Raw genomic sequence first — 24,034 nt, forward strand, 5'->3', positions numbered from 1 at the left:
CTGATCATCGCAGCCGAGAGCCGGAGCTCACAGGCTGCGGAGTTCGTCCTTGATGGATCAGGCGTCGAAAGTGTTGCGACCGCTGAACTTGATGTTGGCAGGGTTGACGTTTTCGCCGATGCGACGGGGGTTGTGCCCGACCATCGGACGACCTTCGTTCACCTTTTCGGGGAAAACACCATCCTTCGGATGCAGGAACTCGGTGTCACCACCGGGATAGATCCGGTAGATCTTGTAGTCCTCGATCCGGGGCTTGAATTTTGTGCGCAGTTGGGTGCCGAGGGCGAGGCACTGTTCTTTGCGGGCGAAATACATCAGGTTTTCGCCTGAGTTCATCAGGGCAGCTCCACCGGTGGGGAGCTCGAAAGCCTGTTCTGTCTTGCTGGTCCAGGTGATCGCGTATTTCTCTTCAGTCTCTGCTGAGTTCAGAAGGCCGCCAGTGCTGGCGATGTGCTGAGGAAGTTGACCATTCAACGCCGTTGCTGCCATGGCTGAAGGAATCCACAAGAGCCGTTACGACTGGAAAGTAGCACCGTCATCGGGTGGACTTTTGCTCTCCGAAAGCAAGCTTCACACCCGTCAACAAACAAATCAGTCGCCTGGGGTGTGCACAGGGAAGAAAACGGTGATGTCGCGATCGCGTCTGGGCTGATAGCGGCCCCCCAGGCTGGCCATCATCTGGCGGGTTGCATCCTGACTCAACTGCAAACTCCCGGTGCTCGGATCCCAGCTCAGGACCGTCCCCACTTCCTCTTGCTGGGGGGCTGGGCCGGGCTCCGTGGCTCCGGTTCTGTCGGGGTGCTCGACCTGGAGTTGAAGCTTCACCCGCGCTCCCGCTGCTTGGAGATGAAGTGTCAGCTGACTGCCGGAGGGTAATCCCCTGGTGCTGCGGTCGATCAGGCCTCCCAACATCGGTTCCAGCCGTCGGGAATCGCTGAGGATGGCGGGTAGGTCAACGGCGAGATCCAGTTCCAGCGCGATCCCACGACGATCCAGTTGCTCCATCCAGCTGGGGGCAAGGGCGGTGAGCATGGCCTGTAGATCCGTGCGGGCCAAATTGGCTTCGTTGGGTTCTCGTTGAAGCTCAGCTGCATGGAAGATCAGGCCAAATCGGTCGATCTGTTCGCTGCATTCGACATCGATCTGTCGCAAGCGATTCACGACGACCTCCGGCAAATCCTTTCGCCGCAGCAGAGACCGGATCAGTGTTCTGATCGTTGCCAGAGGGGTTCTCACCTCATGGGTGATGGCTTCCAGCAAATTCAGATCTCCATGGCTGGGGGCTTCTGGTGGGCGTTCGGCCTGAATGGGTTGCAGCATCAGCCCCGGGGCTGTCCCGGTGAGTCGTTCTGTGAGGTGGGGCCAGAACTGTTCTGACCAGGCCCCATCGCTTTGTAGCGAGCCGATGGATTCGAGTGCAGTGCGCAGCCGATCGGCCTGCGCCGGTGACTGGTGCTCCAGCCGTCGCCCCAGCTGCAGCAGAACATCGCTGAGTGTTGCTGGGTCACAACGCATCAACAACTGGCGCTTCTGGGCGGGGCCGTGCAGTGCTAGGGCGACCTGGACCTCGGGCGTGATCACCAGCAGCAGAGGATCATCCCCGTCGTCGCGGCGCAGGGACAAGCGTTGGAATCCCCGCAGCGTGCCTGGCTCATCGATGCTGGATCGCTCAGGCAGTGCCGTTGGATGTGTACTGAGTTGATCCAGTTGATCTGGAGCCCAGACCCATCCCTGCAGATGTTTCAGTAACTCCGGTTCGTAGAGAGCCGGCAGGGGCGCAGCCAGCCAGATTCCGCGTTCAATGCTGCGCTCCAGAAGGTCCTGTTGCAGGGTCTCCAGAGCCGCCCACCAAAGCCGTCGGACACCGATCTCGTCGCAGCGACCCTGAGGCACGTCCTGCGCCAGTAGTTGCCGCAGGTCGGTGAAGGATGGCCCGGTCAACGGAGTTGTGCCAAGGAGCGACGGCTCTGCCGAACCACGGACAGGCAGAGGCCGAGCGCGATGAAATTAACCACCATTGCTGAGCGCCCATAACTGAGGAAGGGCAAGGGGATCCCCGTGACGGGGCCAAGGCCGATGGTCATAAAGATGTTGACCACCACCTGGAACATCAGCATCGTGCCGATCCCGATGACCACGAGGGATTCGAAGTCGGTGCGGGCATTGCGCGCGATTTGAAGCAACCGCGCCATCAAGGCAGCAAAGCCAAGAACCACCAGGAGACATCCAACAAACCCCGTCTCCTCGCCTAGAGCGCTGAAGATGAAATCGGTGTGCTGTTCGGGAATGAACCGCAGTTTGGTCAGTTGCCCTTGAAGCAGGCCTGTCCCCAAGACGCCGCCTGAACCGATGCCCACGGTGCTCTGAAGGAGGTGATAACCCCCACCGAGGGGATCCTTGCTGGGGTCAAGGAACAGCACCAAACGATCCCGTTGGTAGTCCTTCAGGCCATGCATCCAAAGCCATGGCGTCACGGCAGCCATGGCGCTGTGGATGGCCAAGGTTGCTGTTGCCGCCAGGCGCTTCCAGGGCAGGGAGCGGTAGGCGACAACGACCATCAGTGGGAGCCAGATTCCCATGGCCCAGGGGAGAAGCCCTGAGAGAAGGGCAGTCACCAGCGGTGACAGCAAAAGAATTACCCACTCAATCGGCATTCCCGACCAATAGAGCATCGTGAGCATCAGAGCGCCGAACACAAGGGATGTGCCCAGATCAGGCTGCATGAACACAAGGAGCCAAGGCACGGCGATTACCCCCAGTGGGCGCATGAGATCGATCGGTCGTTCTACGGGATGCCGCGATAAAACTGCTGCTACAAGCAGGATCGCGGCGATCTTGGCAAATTCCGACGGCTGAACATGAACCCCGCCGATGCTGATCCAGCGTTGGGCCCCCAGCGCCGTGGTTCCAATGACCCGTACCGCCACCAGACTGATTACGGTTAGGGCATAGACGGGAACCAGCAGCGGTCGTAGCCGCTGTAGTGGCAAGCGTTCTAGTCCCAGCGCCAGCAGCACCCCAAAGGCCGCGGTGATCCAGTGGTGATACCAGTCGGCGTAGTCCGCCTGGCGTTGTGTGCTGGCGATCAGCACGCCGGCGATGGCGATCATCCCGATCGGAACACCCCAGAGCACCCACTCCCGGTGCGATCTGCGGCGGTCACGTCGGCTGAACATCGTCAGGCGGGCTGGCTGACGGCCTTCAGCACTGCATCTGCGAGCCCGTTGAACTCTGCAGCGCTGGCTGATTCGCTGCGATTGATCACGATCGGCCGTCCTGTGTCTCCACCTTCCTGCACAGGCATTTCCATCGGAATTTGGGCCAGAAGAGGAACGTCATAGTCGGAGGCGAGTTGGGCTCCGCCGCCACTGCCGAAGAGGGCATAACGGCAGTCGGGACGATCCGGAGGAATGAAAGCGCTCATGTTCTCCACCACGCCGAGGACGGGAATGCCCATCTGCCGGAACATGGCCAGCCCCCTTCGCGCATCTTGCAGCGATACCTGCTGCGGTGTGGTCACGATCACAACTCCTGCCATCGGAACTGCCTGGGCCAGGGACAACTGCGCATCACCGGTGCCCGGCGGCAGGTCGACGACAAGAACGTCGCGCTCGCCCCACTCGGCCTGGTAAAGAAACTGACGAATAATGCCGTTCAGCATCGGGCCACGCCAGATCACGGGCTGGTGATCATCGATCAGCAGACCCATGGACACCATGGCGATTCCGCAAGTTTCGATCGGGACAATCCGCTGCTGATCTCCGCTTCCCTGCACCTCAGGCGTTTGATCAGCCACACCCAGCATGGTGGGTGCGTTGGGTCCGTAGATATCGGCGTCCAGGAGCCCAACCCGCAGGCCGGTTTGGGCGAGTGCGCAGGCCAGATTGACGGCCACGGTGCTCTTGCCGACGCCTCCCTTGCCGCTGCTCACAGCAATCACCTGGCGAACTCCTGGGATCGACTGCCGTTCAGCCGGCTGTCCGTGGCCTGCTTGGCCAATCCCCCCCTGGCTTGGTGGTTGGCCGATCTCGATCTGGACGTCGTCGATGCCGTCGATGCTCAGCAGAGTTTCTCGTGCTTCGGTCACGATTCGGTCTCTCTGACCTTGGGCGAAGCCGGGAAGGCTGAGGCGAAATACGGCCCGCGGCGGGCTGATGCGGATTTGTTCGATCCAGCCGAGCTCAAGTGCCGATTTGCCACTGCCGGCATCTTTGACTTGCTGGAGGGCGTGGGTGGCCTGCTCGACCGGGTTCATCAGTTTCATGAGGGCAAGCCGGATCCTAGGGGCGTCGCCCGTGACAGTCCCTCACGGATGCTTGTCCAGGCCTGGGGTGACTTGGTTAGGTTTCGATGTCTTCAGTCTCTGACACATGGTCCGCTCCCTGATTCGCCGCGTCCTCGGACGCCAGGACGTGGGTGTCAGCAACTCCACCCTCGAGCTTCCTCCCAGCGACTCCAGAGATCGGGCTCGGGCAATGGTGATGGGGCTTCAAGACGAGATCTGCGCTGGTCTGGAAGCTCTCGATGGTGAAGGCCGCTTTGCAGAGGAAAGTTGGGTGCGGCCTGAAGGGGGTGGTGGCCGCTCCCGGGTGATGCGTGAGGGCCGCGTCTTTGAACAAGGCGGCGTGAATTTCTCAGAGGTTCAAGGGGAAGAACTGCCCCCATCCATCCTCAAGCAGCGTCCGGAGGCGAAGGGTCATCCCTGGTTCGCCACGGGAACGTCGATGGTGCTGCATCCGCGCAACCCCTACATCCCAACGGTTCACCTCAATTACCGCTACTTCGAAGCTGGCCCGGTGTGGTGGTTTGGAGGGGGCGCCGACCTGACCCCCTATTACCCCTTCCTTGAAGATGCACGCCATTTTCATCGCACCCATCAGGCGGCCTGTGATTCGGTTCATCCGGATCTGCACGAGGTCTTCAAGCCCTGGTGCGATGAGTACTTCTTTTTGAAGCACCGTGATGAGACCCGCGGCGTCGGCGGCATTTTTTACGACTATCAAGACGCCAACGGCACGCTTTACAAGGGACAGGACCCGGCGGGCCCAGCCGCCCAGGTGTCTGCACGTTTGGGGGCCAGGCCATTGAGCTGGGAGCAGCTTTTCTCGCTCGGCCAGGCCAACGGCAGAGCCTTCCTTCCCTCCTATGCACCCATCGTTGAGAAGCGTCACCCGATGGCTTATGGCGACCGCGAGAGAGAGTTCCAGCTCTATCGCCGTGGCAGGTACGTGGAATTCAACCTGGTCTGGGATCGCGGCACGATTTTCGGATTGCAGACCAATGGGCGTACGGAGTCGATCCTGATGTCTCTGCCCCCGCTCGTGCGCTGGGAGTATGGCTACACCGCAGAGGCCGGATCAAGGGAGGCCCTGCTGACCGAGCTGTTCACCAAGCCTCAGGATTGGCTTGGGGATTCCACCCTCGAAGACCGTTGCCGCCCCCATGGAGCGATCAACTAACTGACGCCCTGAACGAGTGCGTTAACCACGCGCTCGGCCAGGCAGTTCACGGTTTGCTCCCTTGTGCTCGGATCTCTGAGCTTCGTTTCGAGGGGGGGTTCAAGCATGGCGATTTCAAGAATCCCGATGCCACGCCTTGGACCTCCAAGGCCTCCTCGAAAATTCCGTGGGAATCGTCCAAAGGCCTTGGCCAAGCTTTCATCGACGACATTGAGTGCACGCACGTTCGTGAGCACGGGAATCAGGCCTGAGCCGAAGCCATGGGGCCGGTAGGCATCGAAATGGATCTCCAGCACGTATTCCCCGCGTTCCGAAAACACTTTGGCTTTCGACCAGTTGGTGGAAGGGTCGTTGTCGTTCGCGATGGTGATTGAGGGAGGGGTGTAAGACCGGATGTTCAAGCCACGGGCTTTGCCTTGGCTGACAACAGCGGCCTGAACCTCGCGGTTCCAGAACAGCTCATCCCGAATGCCCGGCTGCATCGGCGGACGGTTTTGCTGATCCACGGCATAACCCGGTGTTCCGGGACTGGCGGTGCCCTGGGAGTCGGCGTGTCCTGCCATGACGACGATCGGCAAGTTGGTTTGAACAGGGCTGCTACCGACCCAGCTCCCGGATTCCTTCGTGCGCGGGCCCAGCAGCGGGTCTGGCGTGGCGGGCGCGGGACAGGGTTTTGGCTCTGGCGGTGCCGGCGCTAGTTGCTCTGGTGGTTGCTCTTTCGACCCTGGTGCGCTCAGCCAATTGCGCTGTTCAGCAGCCTTGGTCATGGCGAGCGTCACCAGGGATAGCCCTGTGATGGCAAGACCTGTGGCAAAGCGACGCCGTTGAATCCAGGCCGGCAGACGCATGGTTCAGATGGGGGAGGAGAGCAGGGATCCATCACTGGCGAGTTCAAGGGTCTCGGCCAGTTCCAGTTCGATCGCGATCAATTCGTCGCGATGGGCCCGCAAGCGAATGGCGCTGCCTTCTCCCTCTGGAGGAGGTAGCAACTGCAGTTCTAAGGCTTCTGTGCGTGAGGCTCGCCGTGTGTAAAGAGCTCCGGCCATAGGTCCGAAACCAATCAACAGCAACGGCCACCAGTGCAGTTGTGGTGACAGCTGACGCAGAACCAAGGCGAAGCAAGCGGAGCCGATGGCAGCCAGTAGAGACAGCAGGACGGCCAGGGGTTGGCTGGATGCCACCTTCCCCTTAAAGCGGAGCACCTGCCGCTCTGCATCTCCGCCATCTCGGCTCCAACCGCGAGCCTCCAGCCAAGCGCTGAGCCCGTCGAGAACGGTCAAGGGCGGTTGGGGAGACATCACATCCACAACAGTGGTTCGGTCTTTGCTTGCTGCCCGCAGGAAGAACACCAGACCAATCGCCAGCAGAACGGTCAGCAGGAGAGTGGATTGGAATCCTGCAGGCATGGGGTCCCGATCGTGATGAACCTTTTTAAGCCTTTCGCAGGCTGAATCGCTTAGTTCAACGCGAATCGGTGTGCGTCCAGCCAGCTGCGCCAGGGGGTCATGAGTCGCTCGGCTTCATTGCGGGCATCCGATTGAAGATGCAGCATGCGCCTTGGTCGTCCACGACTAGGGCAGCGTTGGGTGTAGCTGCTAATTGAGCCCTGTTGCTCGAGAAAATCCAGAGCCTGCTGCAGCACGGTTTCAGAGAGCCGCAGTTGTGGCTCTTCCTGGATCAATTTCTGCAGGAGCGCGGAGGGATAGTTGTCGTCTTTGAGCAGGCACTCAAGGATCCAGCAGACAGCCAGTTCCAGGTCGAGAAATTGTGGCGGTGGCTGGTGGAAGTACTGCTCGATGTCTGCCAGGCAGGTGCGCGATGGCTTTCTGCGGGAGAACACAGGCGAGGGATAACTCCCCCAATCAAATGCGATCTCATTTCGAGATTCAAGAGGAGAGTCTTGAGACTTGCTGTAGAGGCGGTTGGCCACACTGGCCCTATCCATCCTTGAAGCCATGGCTGAGCAGTCCTCGTCCCCTGCGGAATTCGCCGTCTTTGATCGCGATCTCGATGCAGCTTGGACGGAGCGCTATTTGCAGTGCCCGCGGCTTGCGGTCGATACCGAAGCGATGGGACTGATCCATGGCCGTGACCGGCTTTGTCTGGTTCAAATTGCGGACGCAGAAGACCGTGTCGCCTGCGTCCGCATTGGCTTGGGCCAGACCGAGGCGCCCAATCTGAAGCGCCTGTTTGAGGCCTCCACGGTGGAGAAGGTGTTTCACTTTGCCCGGTTTGATGTGGCAGCTCTCGCCGCTGGCCTGGGCATTGCGGTGGATCCTGTGTTCTGCACCAAGGTCGGCAGTCGCCTCGGCCGGACTTACACCCCTCGCCATGGCCTCAAGGATCTGGTGATGGAATTGGTCGGAGTTGAGCTCGACAAGGGTGCCCAGAGCAGCGATTGGGGCCGTGTGGAGGAACTCACGGATGCTCAGCTGGCTTATGCCGCCAACGACGTTCGCTATCTCTTGCCTGCTCGGGAGCGCCTGGAACAAATGCTCCGACGGGAAGGACGCTGGGATCTGGCTCAGCGCTGCTTTCAATGCGTTCCAGTGGTTGCTGAGCTGGATCGGCAGCGTTTTCACCAGATTTTTGAGCACTGAGGTTCAGTCTTCAAGCATGAAATTGCCGTCTCCCTCGCTCTGCTCCAGCAACGTGTCCAGCTGACGGGCGTGATCACCCTTGTCGTTGTCGAGGGCGGCCAGCATGGATTCAGCCATCGCCCGTCGCCCCGCCACATCGCGATGACCTTCACGGGCCGCGGCTTGCTCAACTTGGCGACGGGCACTGGCAAGGCTGATGCTCAGTCGACTCGCCAGCTGAGCGCAAAGTTTGACGAGGGTGGGGTCCTGAATCGCGGCCATCGCATCCAACCGGGGATCTTCAGTATCCGTTGAAGCGATCCAAGATGAGGCGTGCAAGCTGATCGCTTCCTCCTGCAGGTCCCATCCGCTGTACACCGATGCGTCCCAACCTTGTTCGTTTTTCAGGGTCATCCAGCAGTTGTTCCAGCCGTGCGGTGAGCTCGGCTTCGCCAGAACATGGACGGACAGCTCCCCCCAGGAGACGACTTTGGCGGCGGGCGAAGCCCTGCTTGAACTGCGGCCCTGAACCAGGTAGGGAGAGGGCTGGGATGCCCAGACCCACCAGTTGTTCTGTGGCTGTTCCGGCAGTTGCGATTCCGGCTTCTGCCCAGCCGGCCCATTGGTCAAAACAACCACGCCCGATCAGCACGAGGCAGGCTCCTTTCACCCAGCACGCTTCGGCACGGAGTTGATCCGAAGGAGGAAGGCTCCTTCGAAACCCCAGTTGTTCAAGACTGTTGCTCAGCGCTGATGCATCGGGTTGGGCACCTACCGCGACGAGCAGTGCCATCGGAACAAGGCCGGGCAGGCTCATGGCGCTGCGAACCAACCGCTGGAGGTTGCGCTGGGCTTCCGGCATGCGACTGCCGCACAGCAGGAGCACCCGTCGGCAGCGTTCTAGGGCCGACGGCAACGGATGAATCCGTAGGCCATCCATCATCGGATTGCCCGGCGCCAGAGCATCAACTCCTTTGCGGCGCAGGCCACGGGCCGTGAGGCAATCACGCATGGCTACAACTCGACAGCGCCGCGAGCGCATCAAGCTCCATTCCCAGGGATCCCACTCACTGCCTTTGAGCAGGTGGTAGCAGTCGCTTCTTGCCCGTCCGGGCCCGCTGCGCCAGGTGTAGTCGCTCTTGGGAGTGCCAATGAAACCAAAAGGGGAACCACTGCTCCAGGCCATCAGCAGCGGCAGCAGATCGCCAACGGCAACGATGGGTTGGTGGTTATGACCCAGGCGGCGCACCAGACGCCACTGGGTCCAGCTCAAGGTTGGAAGACCAGCGCTGAGGTCCGACACCAGTCCCCGCAGGCTTTGGTTGCTGAATCCACCGCTTGGTAGAGCCGCTTTTGGCCCCATGCGCGTTAACCATCCCTGCTGAACCGCAGCATCAAAAACACGGCCCGTTCCCACCAGAGGAAGCACGGATAGGGAAAGTCGGGGAGCACGTCGATGGACGGCCTGGATGATCCGCAGGGTGATCAGGTCTTCTCCGTGGCCGTTGCAGAGAAACAGCAGAGAGCCAGGGGCATGGCTGATACGATCCCCTGATGGGAGCGGCTGTTCCCCAGCGGCGGCATGGCCAAGTGGTAAGGCAGAGGATTGCAAATCCTTTATCCCCAGTTCGAATCTGGGTGCCGCCTTTGAATCCTCGTCACAGTTGAGCCTCCGCGCTCACGTCGTGAATGTTGCGAGAGTGACTCTCGCAGCTGATTGTTCTGGCATCAATCCAACAGCGTCCGGTTGCGGTGCGTGCATTCGGCAGTCCCATGGGGAGTCCTTGGGCATCGAAGCGGACCCAAGCGGTGCTGATCAGGCTCGCGTTCCAGCTGCGCCGATTCAAGCGGCAGCCTGAGCTGTTGCAGTTGAGGGGACTTCCCGGATCTCCATCAAGGCTGACGAAGTTCAACTGATAACTAACGCCGGAATTCTCATCGTCTCCGATGAAGCGAAGCCGCACTCCGCTGCTTCCGCTCGCGCTGATTTGGAGGCGGTTGCACTCCAAGGGGCGACCGTCGACAACGATGCGGCAGTTCGAAGGTGTGTGCTCCAAGCGCCCAAAGACCAGAGTTGGATTGGCCATTGCCGGAACGGCCATGAGCAGTGTTGCCATCCAAAGGCGGTTCATCAGTAATCGCTGTCGGCGACGCACATGCCCAGGCAGCGAATGCCGTTGCTGGCGGTTCTTCGACAGTGGTTGCAGAGGATGCGTTCCTCGTCTGGATTCGCGCCCTCTACGGCCTGATTCGACGATGTCGCCGGTTCCTGTGCAGGGGATGCGGTCATGACGCAGCGGGACGGGATGAAGGCGATCATGGCTGGCAGCAGCATCGCCCCGTTGAACGGCATCGGTTTCGGCACCTGGGCCTGGGGCAACAAGGCGGTTTGGGGGTACGACGCCCAACGGGACGACGTTCGCCTTCACGCCACGTTTCGACAGGCTCTCAGTTCTGGGCTCAACTTGATCGATACAGCGGATTCCTATGGAACGGGGAGGCTGAATGGACGCAGTGAAGAGCTCCTCGGCGACTTCCTTGCTGAGCTGCCAGCCCTGCGGCGATCCCAGTTGACGGTCGCGACAAAGTTGGCACCGTTCCCCTGGAGATGGGGCCGTCGAGGATTCGATGCCGCCTTCGAGGCCAGCCGAAAGCGTCTCAAAGGGCAGCTCCAGCGGGTGCAGTTGCACTGGAGTACAGCGCGCTATGCGCCGTGGCAGGAGATGGGCCTTCTCCATGGCTTGGCGGAGCTCGTGCTGTCTGGTCGGGTCGACGAGCTGGGGCTATCCAACCTGGGCCCACAGCGATTGGCTTTGCTCCACAGCCGTCTGCTGGAACGTGGTGTCCCCCTGCGCAGTGTTCAGGTGCAGTGTTCGCTTCTGGCTCCTGAGGATGATCAGCTGCTCGAGTTGATTGCCGTCAGCAGGGACCGGGATGTGGAAGTGTTGGCCTATAGCCCTCTGGCCTTTGGAGTCCTTGGGTGTCCGCCCGGGGCTGAGGACATGCTCCCTGCCACCTGGTTGAGACGCCGCCTGTTCCGGCGACTTCTTCCCGCGAGTCGTGAGCTTCGCGGTGTGATGCATTCGATCGCGATCGAGCACGAGGCGTCGATGGTGCAAGTCGCCTTGAATTGGTGCAGAGCTCTTGGCACAACACCGATTCCGGGTCTTCGAACACCCGATCAAGCTAGGGATGTCGCCGCTGCGCTGGAGTGGTCCCTGTCGATGCAGGAGCGCCAGCGACTGGATGCTGCCCGTCGTATTTGCTGTGAGCGGATGCCCGCCAATCCCTTCCAGAGTCGCTGAGCGACGCGTTCAGGCCTCCGAGACGGATTCAGGCGCTGGGCTTACCACGACCGGGAGGCTGTCACCGTCGTTGCGAATCGGAATGACCTTGTCCTGGGCGGGCTCAAGGGGGGTGGGGGCAGGGGCGGCATCCTGTTGTTTTGCGCAGGCTGTGAGTGCTTCTTGCAGCAGGGAATCAAAGGTGGCCCCGGGCAATCGATGCCGGGCGACCTCCAGAAAGGTGCGAGGCAGGGATTCGCTTGCAGCGCTCCTCAGCGCAGGATTGTTCTGACGGTGTTCTTGCTCGTCCTGAATGGCGCGGATGAAGCGACGGGTGACTTCTCGTTTGGTAGATGCCTTGATCAAGGTGTCGCGTTCCTGAGGACCGTGACTGAGCTCCTGCTCCATGTCTTGAATCCGCCGTTCGAGGCTCTCAAGAACCTCCTCGGCTTCTTTACTGATGTGGGCTAATTGCCCATCCGAGAGATAGGGCATGTCGGCCACGAAGACCTTGCCGTGATCACGGAGCGTGAGAAACGTTGGCCTTGGCCCCTGCCTGTAGCCCTGCTGTCTGTCCTGGCCTTGAGTGAAAGGACGCCTTGGTGGAACGGGGCCTGCAGACGATCGACGGCGCGTGATGCGCTGGGGCTTATCAAAAGGCATTGAAAAAAGATGTATTGACGTCGCTATCGGAAAAGAATCCGATGTGCTTAGAAGCAGCCTATTCGATTCACCCTGAGGCATGCAGCATCTGCATTGAACCCGTCTGAAACTGACGCAATCAGGCGGGCACCCCCTCGAGGCCCGGGGAGCTGCCCAGTGCATTTGACCGCACATCGCCAATCACCCAGGCTTGATGTTGCTTGACGCGGCAGTGATCGATGACATCGCCTTCGCTCCCCGCTGGCACCACCAGGCAGAACCCGATTCCGACGTTGAACGTGTGCCAAAGGTCTCGTTCGGGGATGTCTCCGGCTTCCTGAAGCCAGCGGAACAGGGGCGGCCTCGTCCAGTTGGTGGCGTCGATGCGAGCGGAACAGCCTTCTGGGAGGCACCTCGGCAGGTTTTCCGGCAGTCCCCCCCCTGTGATGTGGGCCATGCCGTGGAGGTCGCATCCGCTCTGCAAAAGATGTTGTACGAGCTCGGCATACAGCGTTGTAGGCGCCAGCAGATCGCTGATCAGAGGGCGTTTGTTGTCTCCATACAGGGTGTTCGCATCAGCCTTGGCTCGTTCCAGCACCTTGCGCACCAGGCTGAAGCCGTTGCTATGCACTCCGCTGCTGGCGACACCGATCACGCTGTCGCCAGGCTGGATGCGATGACCGTCAATGAGGTCGTCCTCTTCGACGACGGCCACGCAAAAGCCGGCGAGGTCGTAGCGCCCCTTGGGATAGAACCCCGGCATCTCGGCGGTTTCTCCGCCGAGCAAGGCACAGCCGCTTTGCCTGCATCCATCGGCGATTCCCTCCACGACCTCAGCCATCGCCGACGGCGCTAGTGCGCCAGTGGCCATGTAATCCAGAAAAAAGAGAGGCGCTGCTCCTGAGGTGATCACATCGTTGACGCACATCGCCACCAGGTCGATGCCAACGCCGTGATGGCTGCCATGCTCCTGGGCCAGTTCCAGTTTGGTTCCGACGCCATCGGTGCCCGACACCAGCAGGGGATTTCGCAGGCCGCTGGGGAGGCGCATCAGCCCCCCAAAACCCCCAAGGCCTCCGATGACCTCCGGTCGGTGGGTGGCTTCCACAGACGCCTTGATGCGCTGCACGAACGCACGTCCGGCTTCAACGTCAACTCCAGCGCTCTTGTAATCCATGGAATGAATCCGTTGCAATAATCCTGCAATGCCGGGGCGCCTGTGCGGCTTGAGCTGCCGGCACAGCTTTTGATTCGATCTGCTTATCGGCTCTTTGTTTCCGGCTTATGAGTAGGGGCTTGCTTTCGGGCGTTGATCTGCCAGTCAGTGCGGGGATTGCCGGTGCAGTCGGGCTTGGGTTGTTGTGACGGTCATGGCGATGGGCCCCCATTTTCTTTCGGGAGCAGTTTTTTTAAGTTCGCGGGCAATTGTTTGATTAGGCCAGTCAACGCTTGGGAACTGCGACATCAGTTCCGTTTCGTTGGTCACGCCGCTCTGCATGCGAGTCCTTCTGACGGTGGCCACGCTCTCCGGAGCGATTTCAGGGAGTGCTGCACTCTTGCCCGTGGTGGCAAGCGATTTTCTGGCTGTTGATGGTGCAGAACCATTGGATCCCCTCGATCTGGTCGTCGAGCCCCAGGTGTCTGAGTTGCAGGCCACGCTCTCTCCTGCAGAGGTCAAGCAAGTCGATGCACCCCCTGCAGCGGAGCTCCCCAAGCCCAAGCTGAGGGTCGTCCCTGACGTCGTCAAAGTCATCACCGGAGAAGCCAGTTGGTATGGCCCCGGTTTTTATGGCAACCGAACAGCGAATGGCGAGGTTTATCAGCCCGGCACGATGACGGCTGCCCATCGCACGCTCCCCTTCGGCACCAAGGTTCGTGTGACCAATCTTTGGAACGGGCGAAGCGCTGTTATTCGCATCAATGATCGTGGGCCCTTCGTTTATCACCGTGTGATCGACCTCGGCCACGGCGCCGCCTCTGATCTTGGGCTGACCGCCTCTGGAATCGCCCAGGTCAAGCTTGAGGTGCTGCGCTGAGCCTTGTTGTTCTCTCCACGCAAGCCGAGCTGGAGATCTTCCGGACTGGCCTCCGTGGACAGCTTCAATTCGTGCCCACCATGGGTGGTTTGCATGAAGGCCACGGCCAGCTGATTCGCCGAGCTGCCCAACAAGGTCCTGTTCTTGTGAGTGTGTTCGTCAACCCACTCCAATTCGGTCCCGCCGAAGATTTTGACCGCTACCCCCGCGCGCTCGATGCGGATCGGGTTTTAGCCCAAAGCAGTGGCGCCAACGCCCTCTGGGCTCCGACTGTCGACACGGTCTACCCCGGTGGACTTAATTCAGTTGTGTCCCGGTCAGCGCCGGCCGCCCTCCAGTCCCATCTCTGCGGCGCATCCCGTCCAGGTCACTTTGATGGTGTGGTCACAGTCGTGGCCCGTCTCCTGCAGCTGGTGAAGCCCTCATGTCTTTGGCTGGGTGAAAAGGATTGGCAGCAGCTCGTGATCCTGCGCCGGCTGGTCGCTGATCTGGATTTGAACCTGGCGGTGCAGGGGGTTCCCACGCTTCGTGAAGCGGATGGCCTGGCATTGAGTTCCCGCAACCAGTACCTCTCTGCTGCGGATCGTGAGCGTGCTGCTGCTCTGCCAGCAGCTTTGCGCCGTGCTGATCAGAACAATCCCAAGGATTCAGTCCGCAGGAGCCTGAGTGATGCAGGGCTTGAGGTGGAGTATGTAGAGAGGGTCGATCCCCTCAGTCTTCAGACCTGTGGGTCTGAAACCGCCATCTCGCTGCTGGCCGCGGCGGTGCGCTGCGGGACGACCCGTTTGATAGATCATGTCTTCCTGATGACTCGCCAGCCTCTCGTTGCCATTGATGGCCCGGCCGGTGCCGGGAAAAGCACCGTTACCCGTGCTTTTGCTGAGCGGTTGGGGCTGGTCTACCTCGATACCGGCGCGATGTACCGGTCGGTGACCTGGTTGGTGCAACAAAACGGTGTGGATCCCCAGGATGCGACGTCCATTGAGGCTCTCTTGCATGCCTTGGATCTTCAGCTGCGGTCGCTGCCCGGTGGCGGCCAGCAGGTGTTGGTGAACGGGCAGGACGTGAGCGACGCGATTCGCTCCCCTGAAGTCACAGCATCGGTCTCGGCTGTGGCGGCTCACCGCTGCGTGAGGCAAGCACTGACGGCACAGCAGAAGGCGATGGGTGCCAAGGGTGGCTTGGTGGCGGAAGGTCGCGACATCGGCACGGCTGTTTTCCCGGATGCTGATCTAAAGGTGTTTCTGACGGCCACGGTGGGCGAGCGCGCCCGGCGTCGAGCTCTTGATCTTGAGCAGCGGGGTTTCCCGGTGCCAGAGCGATCTGAGCTCGAGGCACAGATCGCCGAACGGGACCATCTCGATAGCACCCGCGAGGAAGCCCCCTTGGTGCAGGCAGAGGATGCTGTGGAGCTCGTCACCGATGGCATGAGCATTGCGGCTGTGATCGACGCCCTGGTGAAGGAGTTCCGGTCTCGAGTGGCCGAAGAAGCCTGGCCTACGCCGGCGGGCTGAGCTCGTCGAGCAGGTTGGAACAGGCATCCTCGAGCAGGTCGAGCACATGCTCGAAGCCCGCTTCGCCTCCGTAATAGGGATCTGGAACCTCTGTTTCAGAGAAGCTGCGGGCGTAGCTGAGCATCGGTTTGATGGTGGCTGTTGCCCTTTGGCCAGCTTCCCTGGCCAGTCCTTGCACGGCGGTGAGATTGTCGTCGTCCATGGTCAGCACCAGATCGAAACTCGAGAAATCGTCGAGGCTGATCTGTCGTGCGCGGCTGGGCAGCTGAATGCCACGGCGATTGGCCGCTCCCTGCATGCGTCGGTCCGCCGGATTGCCCACATGCCATCCGCCTGTTCCTGCGGAATCCACCACGAACTGATCGCTGAGACCACGTTCCTGCAGCAGATGCAGAAACACGCCTTCGGCTGCTGGAGAGCGGCAGATATTGCCAAGGCAGACGAACAACAGTTTTTGGGTCATCCGGCGTTGATGCGTTGGAGGGCTCGTTGGGCCCGCAGCTGCACCACCCTGACACCCTCAGCATCGGAAGCGAGCTGCTTCAGCGAGGCATGGCCCTGTTCTGCCAGTTGCTGCGACACAGTCGTGCCGCGCAAACGCTGCTCGAGTCCATAGGCAGCTGCGTAACGCACGACCCACTCGTCGTCTCGTCCCGCTTTGAGCAGTCCCTGGAAGCAACGTTCAAGCTGATCTTCCCCCGCGTCTTTGGGCAGCTCCAAGTCCGCCAGGCCGCGGGTTGCTGAGCGCCGCACGCTTGGTGCAATGTCGGCCTGGAGAGCATGTTCGAGAAGATCAAGACCCCGTGGATCCCTAAGCGCTGCAAGCACTTTCACCACCCATGCTCGTGCTCCGTAATTGCGGGAATCCAGGCTTACCAGAAGGGTGGGAACGATGTCTCGTCCCAGCTGAATCAGCCCCTGCGTCGCGACGGCTGCTACCGCAGGATTGTTGAATCCAAGTACCTTCACGAGCGGCTTGGCGGCCTCAAGGTCGTTCAGTGCACAGAGGGCTTGCGTTGCTCGGACCAGTTCAGGGGTGCTGGTGGCGCGGTCGAGCATCTGAATGGCCTGGGCTAGTCCTGTCGTGGTCATCAGAGCAGGCCATCCATCGCATCGAGGACCTCGTCTGGGTCGTCGTTGTGTTCCGCCAGTTCACGGAGTGCGACCAGCTTGAGGCTGGGCTCTACTGCAGCCGAGCGGATTGAGGGGATAGCGCCGATCCAGCCGGTGGCTCCGAGGTCGAGCAGCGCTCCACGGCGAACCAATGGTTCGGGATGGTTCAGCAGCTTTTTGAGTTCAACTCCCCAGTGATCAAGCGCTGTGAGCTGCAGCAGAGCTCGGCAGGCTGCTGAACGGATCAACGGCCGAGGATGTTTCGTGAACGGCTGAACCACTGCGAGGTTGCTGCTGCTGGCATCACCAATGTCACCAAGGGCCTCCAGCAGGGCTTCACAGGGTTCGTTGAGTAAGGGGGAAGAGGTCTGCTCTTGTCCGGCCCCCTCCAATCCACTGGCCAGCAAAGCGCGGATGCCCTCAACAGCCCCACGGCTGCCCATCGCTCCAAGAGTGCGAACGACCTCTTCGCGCACGGCGTAGTCGTTCGATCTCAGCAGCAGCAGCAGGCGTTCTTCTGCCCTCGCATCCCTAAGCAGAGCAAGAGCACGGATCGCGTTGAGAGCTATACCGCGTCGTTCGGGATCGATCGGCGTGTCATTCAGTGCCTCAAGGGCTTTCAGCAGCAGAGGGATGGCATCTGGATGCTGGCTGCGCATCTTTCCCAGCCACCAGGCGGCGTAGTACTGCGCTGAAGGATCCTCCGTTTGGCGAAGGTTCTGGATCACCTGCGCTTCACTTAGCGGTTCCATCACACCCAGGCCGACGCCATGTCGGCTGTCCAACTTTGGGTTTTCTTGAACTGGAACGGTCCAGCGATCGAGCCCCAGCAGCGCTCATTTGTGGTTGGGTCATGACCGCGGTCCAGGGTCGATAGTGCTTCCCCCTCCAGGTGAAAGCTGCTCACCAGCACGGTGTCTTTGCCATCCCGCCGCACGATGCATTGGCAGCCGGGCTCCATGGCCCCGTGGTAGCCGTCTTGTTGTTCGACCACCTGGTAGTGGCATTGATCCAGGCTGATGAGATCACTGTCCTGAATGGCAAGCCGCAGTTGCGGGTCAAACGTTGCCCCAGCGAAGCGTTCCGGATCGCGGAAGATGTGATTCCAAAGCTTGATGGCACCGGAGGGCTGTGCTTCAGCGCGGATCATTCGCAACCGATAGGGATGCTTGGGGTCGACTGCGTAGGTCTGCTCGAGCAGGATCGATCCTGGACGCAGCTGTGCCAGGGGGCGATACCTCAGGAAGATGTGGGCATAGAGAGGCGGGTTGTCGAAGGCTTGTTGCTGGTTGCTGTACTCGCCGCAGAGCAGGTTGAGAAAACGCCGAACATTGGGGGTGATCACAGCGCTCTGATAAGGCCAGAAAAGAACAATAAAAAAAGCCCCCCGAAGGGGGCTTTGCAGACAACATCACCTGATCAGATCAGGGCGTTGATGGCGTAGTCGATGTAGCTGTTGGCTTCGGTAGCAGCATCGCCGCTAAGGCCGTGGTTGGACTTGATGTGCTTCAGAGCTTCCACGTACCAGGAAGGGGAGAGCTCAAAAGTACGGTTGATTTCGGCCAGGCCGGCAATCAGGTAGTCGTCCATGGGGCCAGTACCACCAGCGACCAGGCAGTAAGTGATCATGCGCAGGTAGTAGCCCACGTCACGGGAACACTTGGCCTTGCCTTCAGGGGTTGCTGAGTAATTGGGCCCCGCCATCTGAGTGGTGTAGGGGAACTTGGTGTACACAGCTTGTGCTGCGCCGTTCACCAAGGAATCGGCCTTGCTCGTAAGGGCTTTGGCTGCTTCGAGACTGGCTTTGGCGCGATTGAAACGGCCGGAGGCAGCCTGAACTTCGGTGTTGCTCAGGAAACGACCCTGGGAATCAGCTGCTGCAACAGCTTCGGTAAGAGGGGTTTTCATTGGTTGATAGGAGAAGTGAAAGACGTCGGATTAACGCGTCGATCAGGCGACGGATGCTGCGGCCTTATCGAAGTAGGTGCCGATCTCGCTACTCAACGAGGCGCAGTCGCCAGTGGAAATACCTGTTTTGTCGTTAACGATGGAAAGGGCTGCCTCCTTCATCAGGTTGACGCCTGCTGCAACCGAGGCACCAGGAGTACCAAGGGCCAGATAGGTCTCACGCAGGCCATTCAGGCAGCGGTCTTCCATCACGGAAGCGTCGCCGGTGAAAGCGGAGTAGGTGACGTAACGCAGGATGATCTCCATGTCACGCAGGCAAGCTGCCATGCGACGGGAGGTGTAAGCGTTACCGCCTGGTGAAATCAAAGAGGGCTGCTGAGCAAACAGCTGGCGTGCAGCCGAAGCAACAATGCTGGAAGCGTTGCTGGAAATGCGGTTAACGGCATCCAGACGCTTGTTGCTGTCGGAAACCATGGAAGCGAGGGCGTCGATCTCGCTGGTGCTGATGAATTGTCCCCGGGCATCGGCCTGGGCGACAACCTTGGTGAAGGCGTCGAACATGGTTGTTGTTCCTGTGAACTACGTCTGGAAGGGGAATCTCAGACATGAAAGGGATAGCTGAAGGCTATTGCCTCCATCCCGTCGCCTGCGATTCTGACCAACAGCTCCGGAGCCTCCCGAAAGCTGTTCATAATGCTTAACTCCCTTGCTACAACAAGGAAGTGGTGAGGCTTTTCTCAAAGATCGAAAAGAACCTCGTGGATGTATGCCTCTGTCCACTCACTGCCGTGAAAGCGGGTCAACATTCCTCGGGCCGGGTCTTTCTCGGCGCGATAGTCGGTGTAACGACGTTGACCTGCGAAGAGAACCTCAGAGCGCTGGTCAGAGACAGGTTCAGCCGTGGCCGCAAGCCGCAGATAAAGAGACAAGTACTCATTGAAGGCAGGTCGCACCACGGTTTCGATCAAGTGCTCCCCTTCTTCCCCGAGAGGAAGACGGGTCCAGAGAAAGCCAGGAGAAAAGAAGGGCTGGGCTTCTTCGGGAATCGGCCCACCGTCGGGTAATTTTTCCCGCCACCGCTCAAAAATAGGCATCAACTGATCCCAAACCGGTCGCGTGTGTTGCTCATCGCTTTTGTCGGCGGGCTGAAGGTCGAGTGCAAGAAGATGACCGCCAGGCAGGGTGACGAGATCACCTCCAAAAAAGGGCAAGTCGTACTTGGAGGATGGATTGATGACAAAATTAAGTACTGATGCTGCGTCCCCCCCGTTGACACAAGCGGCACGAACTTGCCGAAATTTTTCAGTGCGGCAAGCCCATGTGGCTGTGGTCACGGTGACTGGCTTCGCCCGTGAGCCAATTTGTCCCTGCTTGAATAAAAAATCTTGTTCAATTGGGTAGGGCTGCGGCTCAAATGTCTGGAGTGCCGCAACCGCATCATCAAGAAATGGCTGCCATGCCCAGCCCGGTATTGCGAGCGGATCAGAGCTGTTAGCGCGCTGGAGCGTCATGGTTGAGCAGATTCAGGGAAAAGAAATTCGTGCAGGAAACGATCAGACCAATCACTGCCAAAATGACTGCTGAAAAGGCCGTGCGCAGGATCTCTCTCGGCGCTGTAGATATCGTAGTTTTTTTGAAGCTGCTCTACTTTTTCGGGATTGATGAACGATGAGTTTTTAACTGCTTCGTCGTGCAAGTTCCAATAAGCTTTTAGGAAAGCGCTAAAGGCAGGAGGCAGTGATGTTGTGGCCTGTTCCGAGCCGCCACGGCAGAAAAGCAACCAGGAGGAAAAATACTGATTTGGGTCGAAAGACCGCATTGTCTCTTCTCCGTTGAGATCAGGGAATTGAGCATTGAGAGACTTCAGACCATCGAAGTACCGTTCTAAGTAATCCTTGTCTTGAACGAGGGGCTGGAAATCTAGAACTGCCACTAACTTCTGCTTGGCTCCGAACCAGAGAAGATCAACTCCCATCAGAGGATGGTCGTAGGCGTAATCCGGATAGGCAACTGAATTCAGCACCTGGAGGCTGTCGCCAGCATCCAATCTTGTAACGCGCCAACGACGAAATCCAGGAACGTCCCAAAGCCAGCTTTGGATCGTGCTGGAGCGCTTGGATGATTGATTGTGCTCCAGACCAGGGGGAACCTCAATTGGCACTGCGCCCCGGGCTTTGATCCCTGAATGCAATTCATCAAGAAATGGATCAAACATGATGTTCAGCCTTTGCTTGTAGAGGTCGCCATGGCCAGGTTCTGTGAACGCTCGGAAATGCCGGCGATTTCAGCATCGGTAGGGCATCGAAACTCAGTGCAATATGTGGTCATTGCAACGCCGTCTAAACACTGGACAGAACTTACTCTCATCCTGATCTGATCTGTCACAAACCAACACCGTTCAATGCCAACATTGGTGTCGTATCGCGTCGTGATTGTTACTACTCCGTCGTCCGCAAAGGTGTATGTGCTCAGTACGGATTGTTTCTCGACATAGCCTACATCTCTCAGAAGAAAACCCTTGCGGGAATCATCGTGGGAGGGGACGTCGATCACGACTGCCGCATAGTCATCGTTGCGGACGCCCTTCTTGATGTTGCTTTCCCACCAAAACCGAGCTCCACCAGAACTGTCTTCGGTCTTAATGTTCAAAGAATCGCAGATTTTGGATACGACTGGGTCATCTGAGTTGAAAGGTTCAATGATTAGATTCGAGTCTGCCGCTTCATCATCTTGGTGGTCGAGATGATGAACAGCGCGCCTGTTCAACCAAGTTCCGCGGCTGGCTTGAAAAAAATCCGCCATCGTCATCGGCGGGGAAAGTGTTTTGACCATTGGCTTGAACCTGTTGAATAGATGAATTCAAGTCGACAAATGAATTATTGCCTAAGCGGATCAAGATTGTGCTTGCTGCGCATTCTTCTGGGCGACGAGTTGTGACATGACTTCGTCGAGCCGTTGTAGCTCTGGATGCGCCGCTACCGTGGCGTCGATTTTTTTCTGTGAAAGGCGCAGTTTTTTGCCTAGACCAATTACATCTTGAAAAAGTCTTTCTCGGTAGGCAGCTAATTCCTCAATAGACTCTTGCAATTCTTTGAGGCTGGGTAAATCGGACGCTGCGTTGTCCATGCATTTCACATGTTGACCCTGGCGATACTAAGCCTCCAACTCGCCTGCTTAAGGCTTTTGTGAACCTTCGCTCAGCATTGCTCAAACAAAGGAAAGAGTGCTGTTGAAGGTGCCCTGTTCAGCTGGAGGAACTCCTTGCTATTCCCGCAAGGTGACAAACTTTTGCGTAAAGGGGTCTGTTTGCAAAGCCAGCTGACAACTGAGTTTAGCCTTGGTCAGCGCTTCCACCACCCTTGGGCTACCAGGTCTTTAAGGCCTGCTCACCCATCGGTCCCCGAAGCACTGCATCCCCCAAACTGTCTGGCCCCCAATGCTCGACGCATTCTCCCGCACAGTCGTCAGCGCTGACGCCAAAACTGCACCTGTTGGTGGTAGCGACCTCGCTAGCCTCCGCTCCTATGTGCAAGAAGGCAACAAGCGTCTGGACGCTGTCAATGCCATTACCTCCAACGCTTATTGCATCGTCTCCGATGCGGTAACCGGAATGATCTGCGAAAACACAGGTCTCATCCAGGCCGGAGGCAACTGCTACCCCACGCGTCGCATGGCTGCTTGCCTTCGCGATGGTGAGATCGTGCTTCGCTACATCAGCTATGCCTTGCTGGCTGGTGACGCTTCCGTGCTGGACGACCGTTGCCTTAACGGTCTCAAGGAAACCTACATCGCTTTAGGTGTTCCTACTCAGTCTGCCGCCCGCGCAGTTGCGATCATGAAATCCGCTGCTACGGCTCTGATTGGTCAGACCAATACCCCTGCAAGCGGTGGTGCTAAGTACCGCAAGATGGAAACCACTCAGGGCGACTGCTCTGCACTGGTGTCTGAAGCAGGTTCCTACTTCGATCGTGTGATTGGCGCTATCAGCTGATCTGCGGACGAACAAGTCTTCTCTTTTTACCTTCTCAGCACCTTTTACCTAAGGATCTCAAATGAAATCCGTCGTCACCACTGTTGTGACCGCTGCTGATGCAGCCGGTCGCTTCCCTTCTCAGAACGACCTTGAGGCTGTTCAGGGCAATATTCAGCGAGCTGCTGCTCGTCTGGAGGCTGCTGAAAAGCTGGCCGCCGGTCTGGACAACGTCACCCGCGAAGCTGGTGATGCTTGCTTCAACAAGTACGCCTACCTGCGGCAACCCGGTGAAGCCGGTGATAGCCAGGTGAAGGTCGACAAGTGTTACCGCGATCTCGGCCACTACCTGCGCTTGATCAACTACTGCCTCATCGTTGGTGGTACCGGCCCTCTCGATGAGTGGGGCATTGCTGGAGCACGTGAGGTGTATCGCACCTTGGGTCTTCCCACCAATGCATACATTGAAGCTCTCACCTACACCCGTAACCGCGGTTGTGCACCTCGTGATATGAGCCCCCAGGCACTGAACGAGTTCAAGAGCTACCTTGATTACGCGATCAACGCTCTTTCTTGATCCGCTCAAGGTTCTAGCTGGAGGGGGGGGCACTTTGCTCCCCCCTTTTTTGTGTCCGTCAGATGGAAGACCTTGAATCACCCATCACAGACAAGCTTCAATTCCATTAGATTTTTCAAAGAAACTGTTTTTTGATGACAACGTTTGTTCTATCTCACAACTTACAAATTCAATCAGACCACGTGCCTGCATTGAATTTTGAGGAGCTTGCACAAGCACTTAAATCTCTTTCAGAAAATATTTCATCAACTGCAGTTCTCGATCATCCTCATTGGAAACTCTCAATATCATCTGATTTGTCGCCGCAAGAACTGGCTGCTGACCTAGTTCAGACTTGGTCTCAATACCGTCGACAACTTGGGCATGAGATGAACCACGTTGTCTTGGCACTCGGTGGAAGGAAGGATTCCCAAGCTTCTCCTGGAGCTCCACTCCAGGAGGGATATTGGGGTGTTGACTTAGTTGAAACAACCGATGAAGTTGCTTTTCTTCAGGTGATCAATTGGGATGGTCTTAAATCTGGGCGTCCAGAAGATTCCATTTTTCAGATTTCCTCAGCATCCCTATAAGCAGTCCTTAAGACTGCTTTCGGCGATTTTTGCGACGACCAGAGCTTTTTTTGGTCTCTTTACTTTCTTCTATCTTGTCTGAAGTTTTCTTGCTAGAAGAAGACTCTGACGTCGATGTCAATTTCTCAACTAGTTGCCGTACCTTTGAAGTCGATTCTTTCGTTTTAGGTGTTGCTATCAACGGACGATGTTCGGCTTTGCTCCACCCGACACATGTGATCGATGTTTTGCAACTTCTAAAAGCTTGCATCCATTGCGCCATGAATCGGGTATCAACACCAACTGTGTGTGGCGTTGAGGGCCTACAGCCGTCCATCACTCCTGTCGAAACCTGAATCAATCGTCCTGGGAACGGTCCCATAATTTTTTATAGTGGATAAAAA

Annotated in this window: 32 protein-coding genes and 1 tRNA gene; 9 read left to right on the plus strand and 24 right to left on the minus strand. The window is 58.5% G+C overall.

Annotated elements, in window-relative coordinates:
- Nucleotides 1–57: 57 nt before the first annotated feature.
- The 4 genes from SynPROSU1_RS02395 to SynPROSU1_RS02410 form a co-directional block, all read right to left on the minus strand.
- Nucleotides 58–489: a photosystem I reaction center subunit II PsaD gene (locus SynPROSU1_RS02395; RefSeq protein ID WP_186571368.1), complete on the minus strand. Its 432-nt coding sequence runs from the start codon at nucleotides 487–489 to the stop codon at nucleotides 58–60.
- A gap of 102 nt (nucleotides 490–591) precedes the next feature.
- Nucleotides 592–1,941 (minus strand): sensor histidine kinase KdpD, encoded by a 1,350-nt coding sequence (locus SynPROSU1_RS02400; RefSeq protein WP_186571369.1) that lies wholly within the window; start codon nucleotides 1,939–1,941, stop codon nucleotides 592–594.
- Entirely contained in the window at nucleotides 1,938–3,176 is a 1,239-nt protein-coding gene (gene rodA, locus SynPROSU1_RS02405; RefSeq protein ID WP_186571370.1) for a rod shape-determining protein RodA, read from the minus strand. The genes SynPROSU1_RS02400 and rodA overlap by 4 nt, the downstream gene beginning before the upstream one ends.
- Before the next feature lie 2 nt (nucleotides 3,177–3,178).
- A complete protein-coding gene (locus SynPROSU1_RS02410) occupies nucleotides 3,179–4,255 on the minus strand; it encodes an Mrp/NBP35 family ATP-binding protein (RefSeq protein WP_186571371.1) in 1,077 nt (358 codons plus the stop codon).
- A gap of 115 nt (nucleotides 4,256–4,370) precedes the next feature.
- Here SynPROSU1_RS02410 and hemF point away from each other — a divergent pair, with 115 nt between their 5' ends.
- Nucleotides 4,371–5,459, plus strand: a complete 1,089-nt coding sequence (hemF, locus tag SynPROSU1_RS02415; protein ID WP_186571372.1) for an oxygen-dependent coproporphyrinogen oxidase — start codon at nucleotides 4,371–4,373, stop codon at nucleotides 5,457–5,459.
- Here hemF and SynPROSU1_RS02420 read toward each other — a convergent pair.
- Genes SynPROSU1_RS02420 through SynPROSU1_RS02430 form a run of 3 tightly spaced genes read right to left on the minus strand, consistent with a single transcriptional unit; the run spans nucleotide 5,456 to nucleotide 7,299 of the window.
- Complete coding sequence (locus SynPROSU1_RS02420) at nucleotides 5,456–6,307, minus strand: N-acetylmuramoyl-L-alanine amidase (protein WP_186571373.1); 852 nt, start codon at nucleotides 6,305–6,307, stop codon at nucleotides 5,456–5,458. The two genes, hemF and SynPROSU1_RS02420, sit on opposite strands and share 4 nt — an antisense overlap.
- A 3-nt stretch (nucleotides 6,308–6,310) precedes the next feature.
- The gene (locus tag SynPROSU1_RS02425) at nucleotides 6,311–6,865 is read right to left on the minus strand and encodes a cofactor assembly of complex C subunit B (RefSeq protein ID WP_166017557.1); all 555 of its coding nucleotides are present in this window, start codon (nucleotides 6,863–6,865) and stop codon (nucleotides 6,311–6,313) included.
- Between the two features lie 50 nt (nucleotides 6,866–6,915).
- Nucleotides 6,916–7,299, minus strand: coding sequence for a helix-turn-helix transcriptional regulator (locus tag SynPROSU1_RS02430; protein ID WP_186571374.1), 384 nt, complete (start codon nucleotides 7,297–7,299; stop codon nucleotides 6,916–6,918).
- A gap of 115 nt (nucleotides 7,300–7,414) precedes the next feature.
- Here SynPROSU1_RS02430 and SynPROSU1_RS02435 point away from each other — a divergent pair, with 115 nt between their 5' ends.
- A complete protein-coding gene (locus SynPROSU1_RS02435) occupies nucleotides 7,415–8,059 on the plus strand; it encodes a ribonuclease D (protein WP_186571375.1) in 645 nt (214 codons plus the stop codon).
- A 3-nt stretch (nucleotides 8,060–8,062) separates the two neighbouring features.
- On the opposite strand, the gene SynPROSU1_RS02440 is transcribed toward SynPROSU1_RS02435, so the two are convergent.
- Both SynPROSU1_RS02440 and SynPROSU1_RS02445 read right to left on the minus strand, forming a co-directional pair.
- Complete coding sequence (locus tag SynPROSU1_RS02440) at nucleotides 8,063–8,320, minus strand: hypothetical protein (RefSeq protein WP_186572186.1); 258 nt, start codon at nucleotides 8,318–8,320, stop codon at nucleotides 8,063–8,065.
- 19 nt (nucleotides 8,321–8,339) lie between these two features.
- Entirely contained in the window at nucleotides 8,340–9,560 is a 1,221-nt protein-coding gene (locus SynPROSU1_RS02445; RefSeq protein WP_186572187.1) for a lipid-A-disaccharide synthase-related protein, read from the minus strand.
- Between the two features lie 54 nt (nucleotides 9,561–9,614).
- On the opposite strand from SynPROSU1_RS02445, the gene SynPROSU1_RS02450 reads away from it, so the two are divergent.
- Nucleotides 9,615–9,685, plus strand: a tRNA-Cys gene (locus SynPROSU1_RS02450).
- A gap of 11 nt (nucleotides 9,686–9,696) precedes the next feature.
- On the opposite strand, the gene SynPROSU1_RS02455 is transcribed toward SynPROSU1_RS02450, so the two are convergent.
- Together SynPROSU1_RS02455 and SynPROSU1_RS02460 are read right to left on the minus strand one after the other, a co-directional pair.
- Nucleotides 9,697–10,170: a hypothetical protein gene (locus SynPROSU1_RS02455; RefSeq protein ID WP_255444749.1), complete on the minus strand. Its 474-nt coding sequence runs from the start codon at nucleotides 10,168–10,170 to the stop codon at nucleotides 9,697–9,699.
- Nucleotides 10,170–10,328, minus strand: coding sequence for a hypothetical protein (locus tag SynPROSU1_RS02460; protein ID WP_186571376.1), 159 nt, complete (start codon nucleotides 10,326–10,328; stop codon nucleotides 10,170–10,172). The genes SynPROSU1_RS02455 and SynPROSU1_RS02460 overlap by 1 nt, the downstream gene beginning before the upstream one ends.
- Between SynPROSU1_RS02460 and SynPROSU1_RS02465 the strand changes: the two genes are divergently transcribed.
- Nucleotides 10,327–11,343, plus strand: a complete 1,017-nt coding sequence (locus tag SynPROSU1_RS02465; RefSeq protein WP_186571377.1) for an aldo/keto reductase — start codon at nucleotides 10,327–10,329, stop codon at nucleotides 11,341–11,343. The genes SynPROSU1_RS02460 and SynPROSU1_RS02465 overlap by 2 nt on opposite strands.
- Nucleotides 11,344–11,352: 9 nt before the next feature.
- On the opposite strand, the gene SynPROSU1_RS02470 is transcribed toward SynPROSU1_RS02465, so the two are convergent.
- The 3 genes from SynPROSU1_RS02470 to SynPROSU1_RS13820 all read right to left on the minus strand — a co-directional run bounded on the left by SynPROSU1_RS02470 (nucleotide 11,353) and on the right by SynPROSU1_RS13820 (nucleotide 13,462).
- Nucleotides 11,353–11,985, minus strand: coding sequence for a histidine phosphotransferase (locus SynPROSU1_RS02470; RefSeq protein WP_186571378.1), 633 nt, complete (start codon nucleotides 11,983–11,985; stop codon nucleotides 11,353–11,355).
- Between the two features lie 118 nt (nucleotides 11,986–12,103).
- Complete coding sequence (purM, locus tag SynPROSU1_RS02475; RefSeq protein WP_186571379.1) at nucleotides 12,104–13,141, minus strand: phosphoribosylformylglycinamidine cyclo-ligase; 1,038 nt, start codon at nucleotides 13,139–13,141, stop codon at nucleotides 12,104–12,106.
- A 144-nt stretch (nucleotides 13,142–13,285) separates the two neighbouring features.
- A complete protein-coding gene (locus SynPROSU1_RS13820) occupies nucleotides 13,286–13,462 on the minus strand; it encodes a hypothetical protein (protein WP_222929897.1) in 177 nt (58 codons plus the stop codon).
- Here SynPROSU1_RS13820 and SynPROSU1_RS02480 point away from each other — a divergent pair.
- Nucleotides 13,461–14,000: a septal ring lytic transglycosylase RlpA family protein gene (locus tag SynPROSU1_RS02480; RefSeq protein ID WP_186571380.1), complete on the plus strand. Its 540-nt coding sequence runs from the start codon at nucleotides 13,461–13,463 to the stop codon at nucleotides 13,998–14,000. The genes SynPROSU1_RS13820 and SynPROSU1_RS02480 overlap by 2 nt on opposite strands.
- Entirely contained in the window at nucleotides 13,997–15,514 is a 1,518-nt protein-coding gene (locus tag SynPROSU1_RS02485) for a bifunctional pantoate--beta-alanine ligase/(d)CMP kinase (protein WP_186572189.1), read from the plus strand. Before SynPROSU1_RS02480 ends, SynPROSU1_RS02485 begins: the two co-directional genes overlap by 4 nt.
- Here the strand turns inward: SynPROSU1_RS02485 and SynPROSU1_RS02490 are convergent.
- The 10 genes from SynPROSU1_RS02490 to SynPROSU1_RS02535 all read right to left on the minus strand — a co-directional run bounded on the left by SynPROSU1_RS02490 (nucleotide 15,498) and on the right by SynPROSU1_RS02535 (nucleotide 21,661).
- Nucleotides 15,498–15,977, minus strand: coding sequence for a low molecular weight protein-tyrosine-phosphatase (locus tag SynPROSU1_RS02490; RefSeq protein ID WP_186571381.1), 480 nt, complete (start codon nucleotides 15,975–15,977; stop codon nucleotides 15,498–15,500). The genes SynPROSU1_RS02485 and SynPROSU1_RS02490 overlap by 17 nt on opposite strands.
- Complete coding sequence (locus SynPROSU1_RS02495; protein ID WP_115022891.1) at nucleotides 15,974–16,606, minus strand: HEAT repeat domain-containing protein; 633 nt, start codon at nucleotides 16,604–16,606, stop codon at nucleotides 15,974–15,976. The genes SynPROSU1_RS02490 and SynPROSU1_RS02495 overlap by 4 nt, the downstream gene beginning before the upstream one ends.
- Nucleotides 16,606–17,379, minus strand: a complete 774-nt coding sequence (locus tag SynPROSU1_RS02500; protein WP_186572190.1) for a HEAT repeat domain-containing protein — start codon at nucleotides 17,377–17,379, stop codon at nucleotides 16,606–16,608. Before SynPROSU1_RS02500 ends, SynPROSU1_RS02495 begins: the two co-directional genes overlap by 1 nt.
- Nucleotides 17,379–17,972 (minus strand): chromophore lyase CpcT/CpeT, encoded by a 594-nt coding sequence (locus tag SynPROSU1_RS02505; protein ID WP_115022893.1) that lies wholly within the window; start codon nucleotides 17,970–17,972, stop codon nucleotides 17,379–17,381. Before SynPROSU1_RS02505 ends, SynPROSU1_RS02500 begins: the two co-directional genes overlap by 1 nt.
- A gap of 74 nt (nucleotides 17,973–18,046) precedes the next feature.
- Nucleotides 18,047–18,535, minus strand: a complete 489-nt coding sequence (cpcA, locus tag SynPROSU1_RS02510; protein WP_115022894.1) for a phycocyanin subunit alpha — start codon at nucleotides 18,533–18,535, stop codon at nucleotides 18,047–18,049.
- Between the two features lie 42 nt (nucleotides 18,536–18,577).
- Nucleotides 18,578–19,096, minus strand: a complete 519-nt coding sequence (locus tag SynPROSU1_RS02515) for a phycocyanin subunit beta (protein WP_115022897.1) — start codon at nucleotides 19,094–19,096, stop codon at nucleotides 18,578–18,580.
- Between the two features lie 176 nt (nucleotides 19,097–19,272).
- Nucleotides 19,273–20,046 carry a phycoerythrobilin:ferredoxin oxidoreductase gene (locus SynPROSU1_RS02520; protein ID WP_186571382.1) on the minus strand — a complete coding sequence of 258 codons (774 nt, stop codon included), beginning with the start codon at nucleotides 20,044–20,046 and terminating at the stop codon, nucleotides 19,273–19,275.
- On the minus strand, nucleotides 20,043–20,750 hold the full coding sequence (locus tag SynPROSU1_RS02525; protein WP_186571383.1) for a 15,16-dihydrobiliverdin:ferredoxin oxidoreductase: 708 nt from the start codon (nucleotides 20,748–20,750) through the stop codon (nucleotides 20,043–20,045). Before SynPROSU1_RS02525 ends, SynPROSU1_RS02520 begins: the two co-directional genes overlap by 4 nt.
- Before the next feature lie 5 nt (nucleotides 20,751–20,755).
- A complete protein-coding gene (locus SynPROSU1_RS02530) occupies nucleotides 20,756–21,367 on the minus strand; it encodes a phycobiliprotein lyase (RefSeq protein WP_186571384.1) in 612 nt (203 codons plus the stop codon).
- A gap of 60 nt (nucleotides 21,368–21,427) precedes the next feature.
- Complete coding sequence (locus SynPROSU1_RS02535; RefSeq protein WP_115093401.1) at nucleotides 21,428–21,661, minus strand: hypothetical protein; 234 nt, start codon at nucleotides 21,659–21,661, stop codon at nucleotides 21,428–21,430.
- A gap of 310 nt (nucleotides 21,662–21,971) precedes the next feature.
- Here SynPROSU1_RS02535 and cpeB point away from each other — a divergent pair, with 310 nt between their 5' ends.
- The 3 genes from cpeB to SynPROSU1_RS02550 all read left to right on the plus strand — a co-directional run bounded on the left by cpeB (nucleotide 21,972) and on the right by SynPROSU1_RS02550 (nucleotide 23,651).
- Complete coding sequence (gene cpeB, locus SynPROSU1_RS02540; protein ID WP_166017569.1) at nucleotides 21,972–22,526, plus strand: class 1 C-phycoerythrin subunit beta; 555 nt, start codon at nucleotides 21,972–21,974, stop codon at nucleotides 22,524–22,526.
- Nucleotides 22,527–22,587: 61 nt separating this feature from the next.
- Complete coding sequence (gene cpeA, locus SynPROSU1_RS02545; protein WP_115022908.1) at nucleotides 22,588–23,082, plus strand: class 1 C-phycoerythrin subunit alpha; 495 nt, start codon at nucleotides 22,588–22,590, stop codon at nucleotides 23,080–23,082.
- A gap of 134 nt (nucleotides 23,083–23,216) precedes the next feature.
- Nucleotides 23,217–23,651, plus strand: coding sequence for a DUF2656 family protein (locus SynPROSU1_RS02550; protein ID WP_186571385.1), 435 nt, complete (start codon nucleotides 23,217–23,219; stop codon nucleotides 23,649–23,651).
- Nucleotides 23,652–24,034: the final 383 nt, after the last annotated feature.

It is taken from the genome of Synechococcus sp. PROS-U-1 (assembly GCF_014279755.1).
GTDB lineage: Bacteria > Cyanobacteriota > Cyanobacteriia > PCC-6307 > Cyanobiaceae > Parasynechococcus.